The following is a 20,451-nucleotide window of genomic DNA, read 5'->3' as shown; positions in this document are numbered from 1 at the left end:
TCTACCTCCAGTTATGTATAGGGAAAAGCACCCCAACTGCAAGGTGCTTTTCCCTTTTTTTATAGTTTCTTGCCGGCCGTCCAGCCGCCGTCTATGACAAAGTTTGAACCTGTAATAAAGTGCGCCTCATCAGAAGCCAAATACTTCATACAGGAAACAATATCACTCGGCTGCCCCCATGTATGAAGGGCATGGTTATCCTTGATCAGCTGAACCAATTCATCGTCTTGAAAATACTCTTCCGTTAATTCTGTTTGGATCACGCCCGGTGAAATGCTATTCACCCTGATCCCCTTTGATCCGAATTCCATAGCGAGCTGCTTCGTCAGTCCGATGACCGCGTGCTTGGAAGACACATAGGCAGCCCGCGCAGGCTCTGCCATCAGACCGGACACAGAGGCGATGTTGATTATACAGCCTCGTTTTCCCAGCTTTGACCACAGCCTTGCCGCATCTCGGGAAAGAATAAAGGCTGCCGTGAGATTAATGTCTATGACCTTTTTGAATGATTCTGCCGATAATTCAAGAACAGGGGTGATTTCTCTTATCCCTGCTGCATTGATCAAAATATCCGGGATCAATCGGCTTTGTTCAAGTTTTGGCATCAAAGATTCCGCCTGCTGGACATCAGACAAGTCTGCTTTTTCCATGTGAAACTCACTGTTTACTATAAATTCTGACATTTTATTCGTTTGAATATCCACTCCAACTACTCGAAAGCCTTCTGTAAGAAATTGCTTTACTGCCGCAAAGCCGATTCCACTATTTGCCCCAGTGATCATTATATTCTTTTTCTTCATCATTTTACATTCTGCCTTTTTTCATTTTGGTAATTTGTAATAATCTGAATATTATTATTTGACAATATATTACAAATAATTTAGCATTGTACTACATCCTCTATTTTCCACATTTTCTATCATACAGGAAATTACTAAAAAAATCATCTACTTTTTAAGGAGAGATTCATATGGTTCAAGTTTCAAACGTACAAAAAGAGTTAACATCCGATATTTCTCATTATGCTTCTTTTTTAAAGGAAAACGGCTATTCGTATATTCCAGCAGATTTCTACCGGCAAAAAACTACAGACGCCGCAGTCCGCAAATTACAGCTTACATATGACGCTTTGAAAGCTGATCCTAAAGGAGGCGGCCGTTACAGAGCGCATTCCCGCTACATTTTGGCTCCTCACTCCGACACTCTTGAATTAGATCCGGATAATGGATATTTCCAATCAAAAGAATATAATTATGATGACGGTGGTATCGTCAGACAATTTGAAAAAATATCAGATGAGTTTCTACAGCATCCTATTACGCAGCAAATGATACATTCAAATGTAGAAATGGCGCGCCAAACCGATTTTGTAGATTGGGAGAAAGAAGTGATCGTCGGGCTCCACCAAGTCAGATATCAAGTGACACCTGACGCGCCTTCATACAGCTCACCCATTTGGCTGCATCGTGACGATGAACCGCTTGTTTTCGTCCATCTATTTCAGCTGAGCGAGGATGCCATCGGCGGAGATAACTTGATTGCTCCATCTGTCAAACAAATTGATAAAGTACTGCGGCTGACGAACCCGCTTGAAACACTCGTTCTCGGGCAAAAGGTCTTTCATGCGGTTACACCAGTCGGCACTGCCAATGCAGATGGCGCGCATCGAGATATATTATTAGTTACATTTTCTAATAGATAAAAAAAGCGCCCAAGGGGCGCTTTTTCAATAAATCTATCGAACAATCAAAACCGGGCAGGTTGATAATTGAGACACTTTATGGCTGACGCTTCCAAGCATCATTTCTTTCAGTCCGCTGATCCCCCGGCTGCCAACGATGATCAGGCTGATGCCTTTCTCTTTTGCATGATTTAGTATTTCATGTGCCGGCTCGCCATTCGCATAAATGATTTCAGCTTGAACACCGTTTCCGGCTGCTTTTTCTTTTGCGTTCTCTAGGATTTTCAGGCCTTCTTTTTTAACCTCGCTCCTGATTTCATCAATAAAATGTTCAGGCACATAGACAATTCCCGTCAGAGAAGAAGTGGTGACGACGGCTTCTCTCCCCACATGAAGAATGCTTAGTTCCGCTTGCTGCTCTTTGGCCAAATGCACTGCGGCATCAAGCGCTTTTTCACTCATATCTGATCCGTCAATCGCAACTAACATTTTGTTAAACATGCTCTTCCCGCCTTTCGGACTGTGGGTGGTTCATCTTTCTCTTTTATTGTCCACCTGCTTTTCGTTATTGTCAATTGAAGCGCATGAGTTTTCAAAAAGTTGTCAGAGACTCTCTCCGTTTGTAGCGATGACCTGCTGATACCAGTTGAAGCTTTTTTTCTTGATGCGGTTTAATGTTCCATTTCCTTCATTGTCCCGGTCCACATAAATGAAGCCGTAGCGTTTTTTCATTTCCGCAGTAGATGCACTGACAAGGTCAATTGGCCCCCATGATGTGTATCCGATTAATTCAACGCCGTCCGCAATGGCTTCGCGCACTTCAATTAAATGATCACGCAGATAGTTGATTCTGTAATCGTCCTGAATTGTGCCGTCATCCTCAACTTGGTCTACAGCGCCAAGGCCGTTTTCAACAATGAACAGCGGCTTCTGATAGCGGTCGTATAATGTGTTGAGCGTAATACGCAAGCCTTTCGGGTCAATCTGCCAGCCCCATTCTGATGATTTCAGGTAAGGGTTTTTAACTCCGCCCAGCAGGTTGCCGCCTGATTTTGCAAGCTCTTCCGGATCAGTGCTCGCCGCCATCGACATGTAGTAGCTGAATCCAATGTAATCTACCGTATGTTTTTTCAAGAGCTCTTCATCGCCTTCAGCCATTTCAATTTCAATATTGTTTTCAGCCAGATAGCGTTTCATATATCCCGGGTACGCGCCTCTTGCCTGAACATCTGAGAAGAATAGTGTTTTGCGCTCGTTCTCCATTGCCGCGAAGACATCCTCCGGCTTAGAGGTCATCGGATAGGTTGTCGTGGCCGCTATCATACAGCCGATTTTCGAATCAGGAATGATTTCGTGACCCGCTTTGACAGCAAGAGCACTGGCGACAAATTGGTGGTGTGCCGCCTGGTACATCGCGTTTCGTTTGTTTTCTCCTTCTTCAAAGACAAGACCGCCTCCGGTAAACGGGGCATGGAGCACCACATTAATTTCATTGAACGTCATCCAATACTTCACTTTGTGTTGATAGCGTTGGAATACAGTTTTGGCATAGCGTTCATAAAACTCTATGACTTTGCGATTCTTCCAGCCGCCATACTTCTTCACTAAACCGAGCGGCATTTCATAATGAGAGATGGTTACGACAGGCTCAATATGATGCTTTAACAGCTCATCAAACAGATCATCATAAAATCTAAGACCTTCTTCATTTGGCTCCTCTTCATCGCCATTCGGAAAAATTCTGGTCCATGCTATTGATGTACGGAACGCTTTAAAACCCATTTCCGCAAACAAAGCGATATCCTCTTTATAACGATGATAAAAGTCAATCCCGTTGTGATACAGATTCAAGGAAGTCATTGATTCATCATATGGAGACATGATGCCGTTCGGCGATACGTCAGCTGTCGAAAGCCCCTTACCGCCCTCGTTATAAGCACCCTCCACTTGGTTGGCAGCAACCGCGCCGCCCCATAAAAATCCTTCTGGAAATCGTTTTGCATTTGAACTCATATTGATCACCCCATCAGTTTTTTAAGATAAAGCAAGCAGCGCTTCTTTTGTCTGCACTTTACCGATCTCTTTCACCGGTGAAAACGAATATTGGTCTGTATTGGTCACGATCACCGGGGTAATGACGTCATATCCCGCGGCTTTGATTTGCTCCAGATCAAAGGACACGAGCGGATCTCCCGGTGCGACCTTGTCGCCTTCTTTGACGTGAGCCGTGAACCATTGTCCCTCCAGCTTCACCGTGTCCAATCCAATGTGTATGAGAATTTCAGCTCCCTGATCACTCGTAATGCCAATGGCGTGTTTTGTTTTAAAAATGGTGGTAACACTTCCATGAACAGGCGAGACCACTTCTCCTTCTTCTGGCTCTATAGCAAATCCTTTTCCCATGATCCCGGCAGAAAACACCCCATCTTTGACTTCGCTTAAGGCTTTCACTTCTCCCTTAATCGGGCTGTGAATGATTTCTCCGCTGCCTTCATGCACTGCCGGCTGCTGGCTGCCGTCAGAAGACACATCCTCGAATCCAAGCAAATACGCAGCTGCTGTTCCCGCCACAAATGCAATCACGAGACCGAGCATCGCGTAAATAAACGTTGGCCCGATAAAGACAGGGATGCTCGGCAGTCCTGCATTCCCACCGACGATATAGGAAGCAACACCCGTCATGCCGTAAAACGCGCCACCTGCTGCACCGCCAATCAAAGCGGCCGCAAACGGCTTCTTCAAACGCATATTCACGCCGTACATCGCAGGTTCTGTGATCCCCATCAGCGCCGTGATGCTCGTGGTAAGCGCGAGTGATTTAAATTTTTTGTTTCTGGAGCGAAGGAAGACGGCAAATGATGCCCCGGCCTGCCCCATATTCGCCAAAAACATAGCCGGCAGTAAATAATCGTGTCCGTTTTGAGCAATGTTGTTGATCATAATTGGCACAAAGGCATAATGCATGCCCGTCATAATGATTAAAGAGAATGTTCCCGCCAGCAAAATCATCGCCACAAGCCCTGCATGATCAAACAAATAATTGACCCCAGAAGACAAGTATTCTCCTAAAATAGCGCCAAGCGGACCGACTGTAATCAATGTCAGCGGCACGACAATCAATAATGTCAACGTCGGAACCACAATCAATTTGAGAGACGAGTGTGTAAAACGGTCAATCCATTTTTCCACGTAGGAAGCAATCCAAATCGCCAGCAAAATCGGGATGACTGTTGACGAATAAGTGGCAGCGGTTACAGGAAGCCCGATAAAGGAAATCGGTTTCCCCGCACCGAGCAGGGCTGTCAAATCCGGGTGCAGAATCGCCGCCGCAATGGCTGCCGCTACGTACGGATTGCTTCCGAATTTTCTCGCCGCACTCATCGCAAGCAGGAGCGGCAGGAAGTAGAACGCGCCATCACCGACAGCCGTCAAAATGACATGAACCTGGCTCTTCTCCGCCATCCAGCCAAACGTAACTGCCAGCGCAACAAGCCCTTTGATCATCCCCGCTCCCGCAATCGCAGGCAGAATCGGAGTAAACACACCAGAAATCACATCAAAGACCGCACTCAGCACATTCATTTTCTGAGAAGATGAACCAACGCTCTTTTCATCACTGAGATTGCTGTGCCGCACAATCGCCTGATACACCTTCGGCACATCGTTTCCGATAATGATTTGAAACTGCTCGCCGCTGATATTGGTGCCCATCACCCCCGGCAGCTGCTCCAGCTGACTGCGATCTGCCTTCGCGTTGTCATGAAGATTAAAACGCAGTCTCGTCATGCAGTGAATCACGCGCTGAACATTTTCTTCCCCGCCTACGAGTTGTAATATGTCTTTCGATAATTTATCATAATCCATGTGTATACCTCCTTTTTATGGGGGGACTGCTGGATGAAAGGTGGCCGCCTTTCACCAGCTTTTTTTGTATCAACTGCCGCATCACCTCCTAAAAGAGAATAAAAAAAACCTAAACGACACAGATTGCGAGAGTCTCCTCCTGCACCTGCACCATTTAGGTTTTGCCTGCTTTCGCAGTAACAATCCTGACGGGTCGTTTTATTTGTTTGTAGGTATACTTTAGCACTAGATTCAGAGGATGTCAACGCTTTCATTTTTGGTGTTGACTAAAGGGAATTACTTATTGAGGACTGCTTTGTTATAGAGGGAAGCCATTTTTGTATATTTTGTTTTATTTTCCTGAAAATACTATCAAATATATCAGCTGACTTAATATAAAAGTAAAAAACCTTGAAAGGCAATTTAGCCCATCAAGGTATATGTTTTATTTTTGACTATCCCTTTTCCATATACTTTCTCCGTCAGTTAAAAAAACTGCACTTGGCGGATCATCATAAAGTGAAATTTCAACTAATGAACCTTTCTTTTGTATTAACCAATTATATAAACTACTTTCTTCACTAGTAGGATGAGCTAAAATATCATTTACTTTAAATGCAGCTGCATCATATTCTGTATAATTATTATCATCTTCATCCAATCCATTGTCTGTTTCAAAAACAGTATCTAGTTCTCCAATAATCCTTAACCCACTTGCCCATTCTAGTATCAAGTCATTATTTTCATATTTTATTAAAGTTTCAATTAAAGAATCATAACCCATACGATCCCTCTTTTCCTTATTTTTATGGCCTAGATGGTACTATATGCGCTCCGTCTTTTCCATAATGTATTAATCCTTTAGTAGTCTCAACATATTCACCAGTATTACGATCATAATATTTTCCTATTGGTTTTCCAAAGTCTACTCTTTCCCTGCCATTTTTTAAGAAATCGCCTTTCCCTGCATACTTATCAAGCAATTCCTGCGCTTTTTTATTATCTCCATAAAAAATACTTTTGTTTTTCCCATTTGCTATTTCTTGCTTGTAGTTAGGAGTATTGGGAATATGTTTCTCTTGGGCACCCGGCTTTACTTTAACAGGATATCCATTTACTTCACGATACGGCCCTTTAGGTACTGACTTCTTTCCATAAGAAGGTACACCATTACCCGTATCCTTAGCAACGTTTTTAACTTCCGAAGCCTTCTTAGCCTTTTTCCCATCATTAATAAGTTTATTAATATCTATTAACTTTTCTAACTTAGCTATTTGGGCAAATGGTACTGAGTTTATGGAGGCAACAACACGGTCTTTCCCTGTGACTTTTTCGCCTGATACCGGATCTCTGCCCGTGGCTGCCTTAAAAAGATCATTCACACCGGTAAGATCTACAGCTGTCTCTAACAATTTCACATATCCGCTCTCATCCACTTTAATGTCTGAAAGCGAGACGACAGGTTCAAGTTTCATATTATTACCTGATATATATACATTATAAAGTGTATCATTAAAAACAACTTGCTTAACCTCTGCATTTGAGAAATCAGTTTTTATATGTTCTCTATGTTCACTCGTATTATACACTTTACCATTGATAACGATGATATTTTTACTTACCTTTTTAGAATGACCCGTTTTGACAACTGAATCCACTTTAGACTTTTCATTCTCGGCTAATTTCTTCAGCATCATCTCCATCGGTGAATCATCTGTCTGCTTCATTTGAGAGTTAATAGCGCCGAAGGTTTGGTTGATGTTTTCTTCTTCCTGTGATTTCAGGATGGAGCCGCTCTTGTAGCCTGTGATTTCAATTTTCGGACCAGTGTACATGGTTTCGAGCTGGTCTATATATTTTTTCGTCGTTTGAAAATCTGATTTTGCGGTTTCTAGTGCTTGGGTTTGCTGACCGTCAAATTGAAAGAGCTTATGCAGGGTGTCTGAAATCAGCCGCTCAGCCTGTTCTGTTTCCATACGGAAAAAGGTATCATTGACTGTCGGCAAGCTGACGATGTGGCCGATGGCTGATGTCTGGCGATTGACTGCGTCTGTGAGCTGCTCTGTCACTTCTCGTGCATGCTTGACCCCGTGTCTCGCATCGTGTGAGAGAAAAGCCTCTGCAATCATGCCGTGGGAGTCAGATTCTACAGAAGAAATCGCTTGCTGTGTTTGTTTCAGCACTTTTTTGTATTCGTCGATAAACATGCCAAAGAAAAGGAGAAAGGGTTTATGAATTAGCTATAAAAGATTATTTTTATTAAAAAACCTTGAAAGGCACTTTGCCAATCAAGGTAAAACAGTTACCACTACACTTCTAAAGCTACTCACTAGGAAGCAAACCAGCGGGTCCTGAAAACCATTTAATTAAAATAGTTATGACGTGAGATTTTTATAACCAGGAATATCTTCTAACATGAAAAACCTCTAGTTGTTTATCATATAACATGTGTATTAAATTCGAAATTGATTACAGTTCCGATATATTCATATTCTTTTAGTATAACTATAAGCGACTAGCCAACAACTCTTTTGGTGTTATCCTTGTAATTTAAAGTATTGAGCTAAATTATTTATATACTTATCATAGTCATCGTCTTTACATTTATTCATGATAGTCTCTACAGTAGAATTGACAGTTTTTATATTAAAATCTCTCATTATGAGATATCCATGACCTAATTCAATTTTTGTACTTTCAAGTATCTTATCCAATCTTTTAGGACTAATAATATTAAAAGTAAATAAATCAGAAGCACCTGGTATATCAGGCAATCCTACGTCAAGTTCAAATGAAACGTAGAAATCATCAGCATCCTCACCCCAATTTTCATAGTCTTTAGTTAAAGCTTTAATTTCTAACATAATTATATCCCACCTTTTAATCTAAAATATCAACATGTACATTTCTTAATTCTGTTTTTGATCCTACAACAGTAATTTCATTTTCAGTGAAGTTCGCTCTCCACATTTTTTCCTTTGGTTTATATTGCAATCTGAAAGCTCTCATTTTATCTACACTTTTGTACCCTAAAAAATTTCCTGCTTTATCATACATTTTTTCCGCTCCTTGACCAACCCAGCCTTTTCCTGCATCTAGTGCATTCTGACGTGTTGAGCTACCAAGAGTTGATAAACCTTTAGGGGAATTCTTTATTCCTATAACCGTTTGGGAAGAGCTTAAATTATCTACATATCCAGGATGCCACCACTTGCTATTAACACTGCCTTTAGAAAGTTTCTTTTTTACGTCTCCCTTTATATCCTTCTCCGCTACATGTTTAGCAACATCTGTGACAACACGTTTCCCCCCTCGGACCGCCAATTTTTTAACAGCGCCCTGAGGGCTTACCCACTCAATAAATTCATACTGCGTTCCAGCGAGAAATGAATCAAGTGACTCGGCTCCGCCTACTTTATCCTCTGGAATGTAAGACACTTCTTCTAGCCGCTTTTTCCCTCCGGCGTAGAATTCTCTCACAATTTGGCCGTTTGCATATACAAAATATTTGCCGCCGACGTAGTCGATGCTTGCAGTATCGCGAGTTAGTTCGTCAATCACTTCTATCGTATCTATTTTTTTTAATCCTTTATGATTATATAGTTTATCATTTATCACCCGTATGTCTCCATAGACTTTCGGGTGAGCTGCTGCTTCTTTCTGCAGAACTGTTACGTTACTGTCATCACCATAAATCTCACGCTCAATCTTCTGTTGTTTGCCATCCTTCATCACGGTATCAACGTTGGACTGCTTATGTTTCTCTAGCTTCTTCAACATCATCTCCATCGGTGAATCATCCGCCTGCTTCATTTGAGAGTTAATAGCGCCGAAGGTTTGGTTGATGTTTTCTTCTTCCTGTGATTTCAGGATGGAGCCGCTTTTGTAGCCTGTGATTTCAATTTTCGGGCCAGTGTACATGGTTTCGAGCTGGTCTATATATTTTTTCATCGTTTGAAAATCTGATTTTGCGGTTTCTAGTGCTTGGGTTTGCTGGCCGTCAAATTGAAAGAGCTTATGCAGGGTTTCTGAAATTAGCCGCTCAGCCTGTTCTGTTTCCATCTGAAAAAAGGAATCATTGACTGTCGGCAGGCTGACGATGTGGCCGATGGCTGATGTCTGGCGATTAACTGCGTCTGTGAGTTGCTCTGTCACTTCTCGTGCATGCTTGACCCCATGTCTCGCATCGTGTGAGAGAAAAGCCTCCCCAATCATGCCGTGAGAGTCAGATTCTACAGAGGCAATCGCATGCTGTGTTTGTTTCAGCACTTTTTTGTATTCGTCGATAAACATGCCAAAGAAAAGGAGAAAAGGCTTGTGACACTCCTCGTAAAAAGTCCGGATGGCGTCTCCGCCTTTTCCTTTCAGCGCATCCTTCATGCCTGCCAGATGCTCAACGCTTTTTTCCAGCTTCTCCAGCTGTTGTTTTTGCTTGTCCAGTTTGTCAATCGTATGCTGAATGCCCTCGTGAAGAGCGTGGACATCTAATGTTTTCAATCCCTTGTCCTCCCGCGCTTTATTTCATGGAAGATGATATGTTTTCATCCGTTTCCTTCATGGCATTTACTGCACTTTCCGTTTGTGCAATATGCTTGGCCAGAACGGACGCATATGCTTCAGTGAGCTCTTTGATGTCCTCATTTAATTGCTCGATGGACTTCACAACATTCAAATGGTTTCTGCCTGAGAGATGGCCGGGCAAGGAGGACTTGAGTTCAGCTGAATTCTTGAGCTGAGAAAGCCCTTGCTTCACTGTGCCATACACCATTTTAATTTCCTGTGCCATTTGTGCTCACCTCACTTTTTATGTTTTTCCTTCTCTATTTCATGCTCTATCCTCGTAATTTGGCGTCTTATGGAATAGACATCGCCCTCTAATGAGTGGATTTTTCCTTCTATGCTTTCGATGATTCCGCTGACTTGATCACTTTTGATTTGCTGATATGCTTTGTTCATTCCTTCACGAATATCTTCAAACCGCTGAGCATGTGTTCCTCTCCATGCCTCCCGGTTAAGATGAGGCCGGTGAATGAGATGCTGGGCCTCAGAGAAATCGTGTTTGATTTGCCTAATTTCGTGCAGCACTCGTTTTAATTGATGGATCTGTTCCTGCTTTTCATGTAAGTCGGCTTTTACCGAATGTAACAACATTTCACTATGCATGCCGCAACACCTCGTGTTTCTATCAAACTGTGTCAATTCTTTACAATACAGACTATTTTCATATTACATGATGGGTCATATTGGATAAATAGGTAAAAAGGTTTGTCTTAAGGGGAGTTATAGTGGTTCTAATTTGCTAAAAAAACAGTTTTTACGATTTCACAAGAGGGCGAATAATCACAATAGGGACTTTTCATTCAGGTCTTTCATCTCACTATCATTTACATTTCCCCCTCGTGCTTAACTGTTACTTTTAGTCAATAATAATCATAAAAAAACGCCTTCCCTCGAAGGCGCTTCTCCATCTTATTTAGATCCCCAAACAGCCTCACCGCTGCCATTCAACACACTAAACGTCATGACGTTCTTCTCTCTCACCGAATCCCACTGGCGTAAAAATACCCCGTTATACTTCTTCCCCTCTAACGTGATGTCGGCTGTGTTTTTTCCGGTTTTCTTCCATGTTCCGGTCATTTCCCCGGAAATGGTGTGGTTTTTGTTGAGCTGGATGTTGATGGTTTTTTTGATGTCGGCTGAGATGTCTTTTCCGTGCTGGATGAGTTTGTATGTTCCTGTGATATCTTTTTGTTTTACTTCTTTCAGTGTTTCGCCCGCATAACGATATGGCGCTGCTACCGGCCAGCCGTCTTTGTTCATGAACAATTGGTGGACTCTGACTTCGTGTTCTTCACCCCTGCCCGGGAAGCGGGTGTGGAAGATTAAATAGGAACGCCCGGTTTTTTCATCATAGTATGCGGAGTTGTGGCCTGGTGAGACGTACCCGGTGCCTTTTTCATTTTCTGTTTCAAAAGTGTAACTGCCCATGAGTTTGACGCCGTATGGTTCGATGGAACGGTCGTCGAAGAATGTGCCTTCCTTGCCGCGGACGTCGAGCATTGGATTGCCTTCTGCATCATAGTAAGGGCCGTCCGGTTTCTTGGAGCGGGCCACACGGATGTTGTAGCCGCCTGTTGCATCGAGACCGCCATATGATAGGTATAAGTAGTAGTATTTGGTGTCTGGATTGTAGAGAACATACGGGCCTTCGATTCTGCTGTGGTTGCCGCCGAGCAGTTTTTTCCCGTATCCCTGCCCAGGAAGCGGGAAGCCCGTTTTTGGATTCATTTCAAGTATGAAAATGCCGCCTGAGTATGATCCGTACACCATCCACAGCTTTCCGTCTTTATCAAAGAAGGTATGCGGGTCGACGACATTCGGATGTTTGGTTGCGTCATACGGTGTTCCATCGCTGCTTGTGCCTTCCATTCCTGATTTCAAAAAGATGCCTTTGTTTTTGTATGGCCCTTCGATGTTGTCAGCGACGGCAACACCCATGGCGGACCTAGGCGAGTCGCCGCGGCAGGCGTTGTAGTACATGTAGTATTTGCCGTCCGCCAGCTGCGTGACGTCAGCCGCCCAAAGAGTATCGGATTGCGCCCATTCGAAGGTTTCTTTTAATTCTTTATAGACATTCGGGATAAGTGGGTTGTCGTTGCTTACGCTGTTGGTCAGCTGCTGCCATTGCATGAGGTCATTTGTTTTTGCTGAAGCGAGATGAGATCCAAAAACATAAAAGGTGCCATTTGTTTCAATGATGGAAGGATCATGAACGCTGACTTCTTTAAATACGGGTTTTTGTGCATTAGCGGAGTTTGGCAGGGTGAAGGCCATGATAAGAGCTGCAAGAAAACATACACGGAACAATCGGTTGAACATCTAAACAATTCGCCTCTCTTTTTTATTAAATTTTTAAGCGCTTACATTTCTCTATGAAAATACCCCGCCTATTAAAAACAGCCGAATGTTTTCATATTCAAACAGATATGATTTCTCTTACATAGTCAGACTGATGTCTGTCAGTCTTGCGCAGAACTGCTGCTTGCATATCCTCTCCTTCATAGTTCAACTCTTTTGCTGTTTCTCCTTCTTTCATCACTCTGTTTTCATTCTCATACATGTAATAACTGCTTTGTCAGGTTTTGCATCGACTGTGATACAGCCATTTCGTTGTCGGCGTTTTTTAAGATGATGGCTGATTGCCCGTCAACACCTGAGGCAGTTGGCTGGCTCTTTTGAAAATGCCTTGCGAAAAATACGACGTAGTAAATGCATATTGAGAGTAAGACAGCGGCACTTGCCTCCTGTCTGGATATCGTGTCTGCGTCTCGCTATCACAATAGCAATCTAACTTGTTAAAGACTGTAAAAAATCTTTTGACTTCTGCTGCTGAACCAATTAATATAATACTCAGTTAATAGTTATCAGAATTTTTAGGAATTGAGTGATTCATATGACACTGCACAAAGAGCGTCGGATCGGACGGCTGTCTGTTCTTCTGTTGCTGAATGAGGTGGAAGAGAGTACACAGGTCGAGGAGCTGGAGCGAGATGGATGGAAGGTCTGTCTCGGCAAGGTAGGATCAATGGACGCGCATAAAGTAGTAGCCGCAATTGAAACCGCTTCCAAAAAGAGCGGTGTCATTCAATCTGAGGGTTATCGGGAGTCACACGCGCTTTATCATGCGACGATGGAGGCCTTGCACGGCGTGACCAGAGGTGAAATGCTGCTTGGATCACTGCTTCGGACGGTGGGCTTGAGGTTTGCTGTTTTGAGGGGAAATCCTTATGAAAGTGAAGCGGAAGGCGATTGGATTGCTGTCTCGCTTTACGGAACAATCGGGGCGCCGATTAAAGGTCTTGAGCACGAGACATTCGGTGTTGGAATTAATCACATATGAAACAGCCCATAGATCATAGACGATAGGGGGCTATGCGTGAAAACAGATGTTCACAGCATAGCTCCTTTTTGTATGGGCGCTTTACCAAAGTAAAGACAAAGGAGTTGGACTTATGGTGACTTTAGACGGTTCTTCATTGACAACAGCCGACGTCGCTCGTGTGCTGTTTGATTTTGAGGAGGCAGCGGCTTCCGAGGAAAGTATGGAGCGCGTGAAAAAAAGCAGAGCGGCAGTGGAACGGATTGTACGCGACGAAAAGACAATCTACGGCATCAACACCGGATTTGGCAAATTCAGCGATGTCCTGATTCAGAAAGAAGACTCGGCGGCGCTGCAGCTGAATTTAATCCTCTCTCATGCCTGCGGTGTCGGCGACCCTTTTCCTGAGTGTGTGTCCAGGGCAATGTTGCTTTTGCGCGCCAATGCGCTGTTAAAAGGCTTTTCCGGTGTACGCGCTGAGCTGATCGAACAGTTGCTTGCTTTTTTAAATAAACGCGTCCATCCTGTCATTCCCCAGCAAGGATCACTTGGCGCAAGCGGAGATTTGGCGCCGCTTTCCCACCTGGCGCTTGCGCTGATCGGGCAAGGAGAAGTCTTTTTTGAGGGGGAAAGAATGCCGGCAATGACAGGCTTGAAAAAAGCCGGTATTCAGCCGGTAACGCTGACATCCAAGGAAGGACTTGCCTTGATTAACGGGACTCAGGCCATGACTGCAATGGGAGTGGTCGCCTACATTGAAGCTGAGAAACTAGCCTATCAAACAGAGCGAATTGCCAGCTTAACGATTGAAGGCTTGCGGGGAATTATCGATGCATTTGACGAGGATATTCACTTAGCCCGCGGCTATCAGGAGCAGATCGATGTCGCAGAACGAATTCGCTTCTATCTATCTGACAGCGGCCTGATAACCTCCCAGGGAGAACTGCGGGTGCAGGATGCCTATTCATTGCGCTGTATCCCGCAGGTACACGGTGCAACTTGGCAGACGCTAGGCTATGTTAAAGAAAAATTAGAGATTGAAATGAACGCCGCTACAGACAATCCTCTTATTTTCAATGATGGTGACAAAGTGATTTCCGGCGGAAACTTTCACGGACAGCCGATCGCCTTTGCCATGGATTTTCTGAAAATCGCAATTTCAGAGCTTGCGAATATCGCAGAGCGCCGGATCGAACGACTTGTGAATCCGCAGCTGAATGACCTGCCGCCGTTCCTAAGCCCTCATCCCGGACTGCAATCCGGGGCAATGATCATGCAGTATGCCGCGGCCTCACTCGTTTCTGAAAATAAAACACTGGCCCATCCTGCAAGTGTGGATTCTATTCCGTCATCCGCAAACCAAGAAGACCATGTCAGCATGGGAACCATCGCCGCTCGTCATGCTTATCAGGTGATCGCAAATACAAGGAGAGTCATTGCGATTGAAGCGATTTGCGCATTGCAGGCGGTTGAATACAGAGGCATAGAACATGCAGCGTCCTATACGAAACAGCTTTTTCAGGAAATAAGAAAAGTCGTGCCGTCCATTCAGCAGGACCGTGTTTTTTCCTATGACATTGAACGCTTGACTGACTGGCTGAAGAAAGAATCTTTATTACCTGATCATCAGAATGAAGAACTAAGGGGGATGAACATATGACTGATGTAAAAAAATCAATCCGTGCCAACAGAGGAACAGAGCTTGAATGCTTAGGGTGGGAGCAAGAGGCGGTGCTTCGGATGCTTCGGAACAACCTTGATCCGGAAGTCGCCGAGAAGCCGGAGGATCTCATCGTATATGGCGGCATTGGCAAAGCCGCACGGGATTGGGACGCTTTTCACTCCATTGAGCATTCCTTAAAAACACTAAAAAATGATGAAACCTTGCTCGTGCAGTCCGGAAAGCCTGTTGGCATGTTCCGTACACACCCGCAGGCCCCGCGTGTGCTCTTAGCAAATTCCGTTCTTGTTCCGAAGTGGGCAGACTGGGAGCATTTCCACGAGCTTGAGAAAAAAGGGTTAATGATGTACGGACAGATGACGGCAGGAAGCTGGATTTACATTGGTTCACAAGGCATATTGCAAGGAACCTATGAAACCTTTGCTGAGCTCGCGCGACAGCACTTCGGAGGCAGCTTAAAAGGAACATTGACGCTGACAGCGGGTCTCGGCGGAATGGGAGGCGCCCAGCCGCTGTCTGTCACGATGAATGAAGGCGTCGTCATCGCCGTCGAGGTTGATGAGAAACGCATCGACAAGCGGATCGAAACAAAATACTGCGATCGAAAAACAGCATCGATTGAGGAAGCCTTAGCTTGGGCTGAAGAGGCAAAATTGGCAGGAAAACCTTTGTCCATTGCGCTTCTCGGAAATGCGGCTGAGGTGCATCACACACTTTTGAACCGCGGTGTCAAAATTGATATTGTGACCGATCAGACATCTGCCCATGACCCTTTAATCGGTTATGTTCCCGAGGGCTATTCACTTGCTGAAGCTGACCGTTTGCGTCAAGACAACCCAGATCTTTACGTGCGCCTTGCGAAGCAAAGCATGAAAAAACATGTCGAAGCCATGCTGGCCTTTCAACAAAAGGGCTCTATTGTATTTGACTACGGCAACAATATCCGACAAGTCGCAAAGGATGAAGGGCTGGAGAATGCCTTCGATTTTCCGGGGTTTGTCCCTGCCTACATCCGCCCCTTATTCTGTGAAGGGAAAGGACCGTTCCGCTGGGCGGCGCTTTCCGGTGATCCGGCAGATATTTACCGTACGGATGCGTTATTAAAAGAACTGTTCCCGACAAATAAAGCCCTTCACCGCTGGATTGATATGGCACAGGAAAAAGTCACGTTCCAGGGTTTGCCGTCCCGTATTTGCTGGCTTGGATATGGAGAACGAAAAAAGATGGGCCTCGCCATTAACGAGCTGGTTAGAAACGGGGAGCTAAAAGCGCCTGTCGTTATTGGGAGAGATCATTTGGACTGCGGGTCTGTCGCCTCTCCAAATCGGGAGACAGAAGCGATGAAGGACGGAAGTGACGCTGTCGGCGATTGGGCTGTGCTCAATGCGCTTGTCAACACGGCAGCGGGTGCAAGCTGGGTTTCCTTCCACCATGGCGGCGGCGTCGGGATGGGCTATTCCCTGCATGCCGGTATGGTTGCCGTTGCCGATGGAAGTGAGCTGGCTGACGAGCGGCTCGCCCGTGTCTTAACGAGCGACCCGGGAATGGGCATTATCCGCCACGCTGATGCCGGTTATGAACGTGCCGTTGAAGTAGCGAAGGAACAGGACATTATCGTGCCGATGCAAAAATAAAGGAGTGATGATATGCCAAAGCAAATTGATACGATTCTCACCAACATCGGTCAGCTTTTGACGATGGAAAGCAGCGGTCCGCGTGCAGGCAAAAGCATGCAGGATCTTCATGTAATCGAAGACGCTGTTGTCGGCATCCATGAACAGAAAATTGTGTTCGCCGGACAAAAAGGGGCTGAAGCCGGTTACGACGCAGACGAAATCATTGACTGTTCGGGACGCCTTGTAACGCCTGGCCTCGTTGATCCGCACACCCATCTTGTATTTGGCGGATCTCGTGAAAAGGAGATGAACCTTAAGCTTCAGGGCATTTCATATTTGGATATTCTGGCGCAGGGCGGCGGGATTCTATCTACAGTCAAGGACACCAGGGCGGCTTCAGAAGAAGAGCTGCTGCAAAAAGCCCATTTTCATCTGCAAAGAATGCTGTCCTACGGCACGACCACGGCAGAAGTGAAAAGCGGCTACGGCTTGGAAAAAGATACAGAGCTGAAACAATTGCGTGTCGCAAAAAAACTGCATGAAAGCCAGCCTGTTGATCTTGTTTCCACATTTATGGGAGCCCATGCGATTCCTCCCGAATATCAAAACGATCCAGATCAATTTCTGGATCAAATGCTTTCCCTTTTGCCGGAAATCAAAGAACAAGAGCTCGCCAGCTTTGCTGATATTTTTACAGAAACAGGCGTTTTTACAGTCAGCCAATCCCGCCGTTATTTACAACAAGCAGCTGAGACAGGCTTCGGATTAAAAATACACGCAGATGAAATCGATCCGCTTGGAGGAGCCGAGTTAGCAGGTGAGTTAAAGGCTGTATCAGCCGACCATTTGGTAGGTGCTTCGGACGAAGGCATATCGAAAATGGCCGAGGCAGGAACGATTGCCGTCCTCTTGCCGGGAACAACATTTTATCTTGGCAAAAGCACATACGCCAGGGCAAGAGCTATGATCGATAAAGGGGTATGTATCAGCTTGGCAACGGATTTTAACCCTGGCAGCTCGCCGACTGAAAATATCCAGCTGATCATGTCGATTGCCGCCCTTCATTTGAAGATGACAGCAGAAGAAATATGGCACGCGGTCACAGTCAATGCCGCATATGCCATAGGAAAAGGAGAAGAAGCCGGTCAGCTCAAAGCTGGCCGCTCAGCTGATCTTGTCATTTGGCAAGCCTCGAACTATATGTATATTCCGTATCACTACGGAGTCAACCATGTACATCAAGTCATGAAAAACGGAACAATTGTTGTCAACAGGGAGGGAGCCATTCTTGGATAAGTACCCTTTTCTTAGAGAAGCCGGATCTTCGTTTAAAGACCGGGATGTCACAAAAATGAGCGACCTGATCGCAACATGGGACGGTCAGGACATTAAGGGACCGGCGTTGATAGGTGTCCCCCTATCAAAATCCTCCATCAGTCATTCAGGCGCTTCCTTTGCACCCGGAACAATACGCCAGGCTCTGAAACATTCATCAGCCTATTCTGCTGAGCTTGGAGAGCACGTCGTATCAGAGCTTCTATATGATCTGGGGGATATCGATATTCATGTCACTGATATCGTAAAGTCACATCATCACATTTTCCAAACCATGCACGCTCTGCTTTCGGATCATCCGGATTGGGTGCCGCTCATACTCGGGGGAGATAACTCTATCAGCTACTCCACCATAAAAGCGATAGCACAAACAAAAGGAACGACAGCGGTGATTCAATTTGATGCCCATCACGATGTTCGCAATACGGAGGACGGGGGGCCGACAAACGGCACACCCTTCCGCCGCCTTTTGGATGAAGAGATTATTGAAGGCCAACATTTGATCCAGCTGGGTATCAGAGAATTCAGCAACAGCCAGGCCTATGAAGCATATGCAAAAAAACATAGCGTGAACATTCACACGATGGACATGATCCGGGAAAAAGGACTAATCCCAACGATAAAAGAGATTTTGCCTGTTGTTCAAGATAGAACAGATTTCATTTTTATATCTGTTGACATGGATGTCTTAGACCAGTCCCATGCACCCGGCTGTCCAGCGATTGGCCCGGGCGGCCTCTATACAGACGAATTGCTTGAAGCCGTCAAGTACATCGCACAACAGCCCAATGTTGCCGGGATTGAAATCGTTGAAGTTGATCCTACCCTCGATTTCCGGGATATGACAAGCAGAGCTGCAGCCCATGTTCTGTTACATGCATTAAAAGGAATGAAACTCTCCCCATTCAAGTGATCTTCTGGCAGGTTGTATTTTGGGTATAAGAAACTCATCTGCCTAATGAATGGCAGCTAAAAGGAGGGCGAGACAGTGAATCTTCAGGAGAACAGCGGCCAACAGCTAAAACGCACAATGAAAAGCAGGCACTTATTTATGATTTCATTGGGAGGCGTCATAGGTACAGGACTTTTTCTCAGTACAGGCTATACGCTGCATCAAGCCGGACCCGGCGGTACGATACTCGCTTATGTAATCGGCGGGTTGATGATGTACCTCGTCATGCAATGTCTCGGCGAATTGTCGGTTGCCATGCCGGTAACCGGCTCTTTTCAAAAATATGCGACAACATTCATCGGCCCATCAACCGGTTTTATGGTCGGCATTATGTACTGGATCAATTGGGTGGTGACGGTAGGTTCTGAGTTTACCGCATCCGGTATTCTCATGCAGCGCTGGTTCCCGGACAGCAGTGTGTGGATGTGGAGTGCGATTTTTGCGGCTCTTCTTTTCGTATGCAACGCATTTTCAGTTAAGTTATTTGCGGAAACTGAATTTTGGTTTTCCAGCGTAAAGATTGTCACCATTATTTTATTTATCATTTTAGGAGGAGCCGCCATGTTTGGCCTGATCTCTTTAAACGGGATGGCGGATGCTCCTATGCTGTCGAATTTCACAGACCATGGCGGGCTGTTTCCGAATGGCTTTCTCGCCGTTTTTATCGCGATGATATCTGTGAGCTTCGCCTTTTCCGGTACAGAGTTAATCGGCGTTACAGCAGGAGAATCAGCAAATCCTCAAAAGGATATTCCGCGATCCATCCGTAATGTCGCATGGAGAACCGTGATTTTTTTCATTGGCGCTGTCTTCGTCTTATCCGGGTTGATTTCGTGGAAGGACGCAGGCGTGATTGAAAGCCCGTTTGTCGCCGTATTTGCGGAGATCGGAATCCCTTACGCCGCGGACATTATGAATTTCGTGATATTAACAGCCTTGCTGTCTGTCGCCAACTCAGGCTTATATGCTTCGACCCGTATGATGTGGTCGTTAGCAAATGAAAACATGATCAGCTCCCGTTTTAAGAAAGTCACATCGAAAGGGATTCCTTTAAATGCCTTAATGATCAGTATGGCTGTATCTTGTTTATCTCTCATTTCCAGTATCGTGGCCCCCGGAACTGTCTATGTGGTGATGGTTGCAATTGCTGGATTTGCAGGAGTCGTGGTCTGGATGAGCATTGCCTTGTCCCAGCTCTTGTTTCGAAAGAGGTTTCTGAAAAAAGGGGGAAATGTAAAAGACCTGACATTTCGCACGCCGCTTTATCCTCTTATGCCTATAGCCGCTCTCTTATTATGTTCTGCTTCTTGTATCGGTCTTGCTTTTGATCCCAATCAAAGAATCGCACTTTTCTGCGGAATTCCTTGTATCATCCTTTGCTATCTCATCTACCATTTCAAAAGAAATGTTTCAAAAGCGAAAAAAATCAGCCAAGAGGAATATCCGGCTGATCACATCCTATAA

General features: G+C 45.0%; 17 protein-coding genes and 2 pseudogenes. 7 read left to right on the top strand and 12 right to left on the bottom strand.

The window, feature by feature from the left end:
* Positions 1-59 precede the first annotated feature (59 nt).
* Positions 60-803 carry an SDR family NAD(P)-dependent oxidoreductase gene (locus QA442_RS01645; RefSeq protein ID WP_095431059.1) on the bottom strand — a complete coding sequence of 248 codons (744 nt, stop codon included), beginning with the start codon at positions 801-803 and terminating at the stop codon, positions 60-62.
* 167 nt (positions 804-970) lie between these two features.
* Here QA442_RS01645 and QA442_RS01640 point away from each other — a divergent pair, with 167 nt between their 5' ends.
* A complete protein-coding gene (locus QA442_RS01640; RefSeq protein WP_095431058.1) occupies positions 971-1,702 on the top strand; it encodes a 2OG-Fe dioxygenase family protein in 732 nt (243 codons plus the stop codon).
* Between the two features lie 33 nt (positions 1,703-1,735).
* On the opposite strand, the gene QA442_RS01635 is transcribed toward QA442_RS01640, so the two are convergent.
* The 11 genes and pseudogenes from QA442_RS01635 to QA442_RS01585 form a co-directional block, all read right to left on the bottom strand.
* Positions 1,736-2,182 carry a universal stress protein gene (locus QA442_RS01635; RefSeq protein WP_095431057.1) on the bottom strand — a complete coding sequence of 149 codons (447 nt, stop codon included), beginning with the start codon at positions 2,180-2,182 and terminating at the stop codon, positions 1,736-1,738.
* 102 nt (positions 2,183-2,284) lie between these two features.
* Complete coding sequence (gene bglH / locus QA442_RS01630) at positions 2,285-3,694, bottom strand: aryl-phospho-beta-d-glucosidase (protein ID WP_095431056.1); 1,410 nt, start codon at positions 3,692-3,694, stop codon at positions 2,285-2,287.
* A gap of 21 nt (positions 3,695-3,715) precedes the next feature.
* Positions 3,716-5,545 (bottom strand): PTS beta-glucoside transporter subunit IIABC, encoded by a 1,830-nt coding sequence (bglP, locus tag QA442_RS01625; RefSeq protein ID WP_095431055.1) that lies wholly within the window; start codon positions 5,543-5,545, stop codon positions 3,716-3,718.
* Between the two features lie 424 nt (positions 5,546-5,969).
* Complete coding sequence (locus tag QA442_RS01620; RefSeq protein WP_095431054.1) at positions 5,970-6,308, bottom strand: hypothetical protein; 339 nt, start codon at positions 6,306-6,308, stop codon at positions 5,970-5,972.
* 22 nt (positions 6,309-6,330) lie between these two features.
* Positions 6,331-7,758, bottom strand: a pseudogene (locus QA442_RS01615) (T7SS effector LXG polymorphic toxin); the annotation flags it as partial.
* 303 nt (positions 7,759-8,061) lie between these two features.
* Positions 8,062-8,388, bottom strand: coding sequence for an Imm8 family immunity protein (locus QA442_RS01610; protein WP_095431053.1), 327 nt, complete (start codon positions 8,386-8,388; stop codon positions 8,062-8,064).
* 16 nt (positions 8,389-8,404) lie between these two features.
* Positions 8,405-10,021: a ribonuclease YeeF family protein gene (locus QA442_RS01605; protein ID WP_095431052.1), complete on the bottom strand. Its 1,617-nt coding sequence runs from the start codon at positions 10,019-10,021 to the stop codon at positions 8,405-8,407.
* 19 nt (positions 10,022-10,040) lie between these two features.
* Positions 10,041-10,310 carry a YwqI/YxiC family protein gene (locus QA442_RS01600; protein WP_014481382.1) on the bottom strand — a complete coding sequence of 90 codons (270 nt, stop codon included), beginning with the start codon at positions 10,308-10,310 and terminating at the stop codon, positions 10,041-10,043.
* Between the two features lie 11 nt (positions 10,311-10,321).
* The gene (locus QA442_RS01595) at positions 10,322-10,687 is read right to left on the bottom strand and encodes a YwqH-like family protein (protein WP_014478447.1); all 366 of its coding nucleotides are present in this window, start codon (positions 10,685-10,687) and stop codon (positions 10,322-10,324) included.
* A gap of 306 nt (positions 10,688-10,993) precedes the next feature.
* Positions 10,994-12,403, bottom strand: a complete 1,410-nt coding sequence (abnB, locus tag QA442_RS01590; RefSeq protein ID WP_095431051.1) for an arabinan endo-1,5-alpha-L-arabinosidase AbnB — start codon at positions 12,401-12,403, stop codon at positions 10,994-10,996.
* Positions 12,404-12,500: 97 nt separating this feature from the next.
* Positions 12,501-12,690, bottom strand: a pseudogene (locus QA442_RS01585) (hypothetical protein).
* A gap of 287 nt (positions 12,691-12,977) precedes the next feature.
* On the opposite strand from QA442_RS01585, the gene hutP reads away from it, so the two are divergent.
* From hutP to QA442_RS01555, 6 genes are all read left to right on the top strand, one after another.
* A complete protein-coding gene (hutP, locus tag QA442_RS01580) occupies positions 12,978-13,424 on the top strand; it encodes a histidine utilization transcription antiterminator HutP (RefSeq protein ID WP_141237703.1) in 447 nt (148 codons plus the stop codon).
* A gap of 112 nt (positions 13,425-13,536) precedes the next feature.
* Positions 13,537-15,063, top strand: a complete 1,527-nt coding sequence (gene hutH / locus QA442_RS01575) for a histidine ammonia-lyase (RefSeq protein ID WP_095431049.1) — start codon at positions 13,537-13,539, stop codon at positions 15,061-15,063.
* Positions 15,060-16,718 (top strand): urocanate hydratase, encoded by a 1,659-nt coding sequence (gene hutU, locus QA442_RS01570; RefSeq protein WP_095431048.1) that lies wholly within the window; start codon positions 15,060-15,062, stop codon positions 16,716-16,718. The genes hutH and hutU overlap by 4 nt, the downstream gene beginning before the upstream one ends.
* Positions 16,719-16,730: 12 nt before the next feature.
* Positions 16,731-17,996, top strand: a complete 1,266-nt coding sequence (gene hutI, locus QA442_RS01565; RefSeq protein WP_095431047.1) for an imidazolonepropionase — start codon at positions 16,731-16,733, stop codon at positions 17,994-17,996.
* A complete protein-coding gene (hutG, locus tag QA442_RS01560) occupies positions 17,989-18,948 on the top strand; it encodes a formimidoylglutamase (protein WP_048655066.1) in 960 nt (319 codons plus the stop codon). Before hutI ends, hutG begins: the two co-directional genes overlap by 8 nt.
* Before the next feature lie 75 nt (positions 18,949-19,023).
* Positions 19,024-20,451, top strand: a complete 1,428-nt coding sequence (locus tag QA442_RS01555) for an amino acid permease (protein WP_071581948.1) — start codon at positions 19,024-19,026, stop codon at positions 20,449-20,451.

Source organism: Bacillus stercoris, from assembly GCF_029772985.1.
In the GTDB taxonomy this organism is placed as follows: Bacteria; Bacillota; Bacilli; order Bacillales; family Bacillaceae; genus Bacillus; species Bacillus stercoris.
The sequence above is the reverse complement of the archived record's forward strand: the minus strand, read 5'-3'. Positions and strand labels throughout refer to the sequence as shown.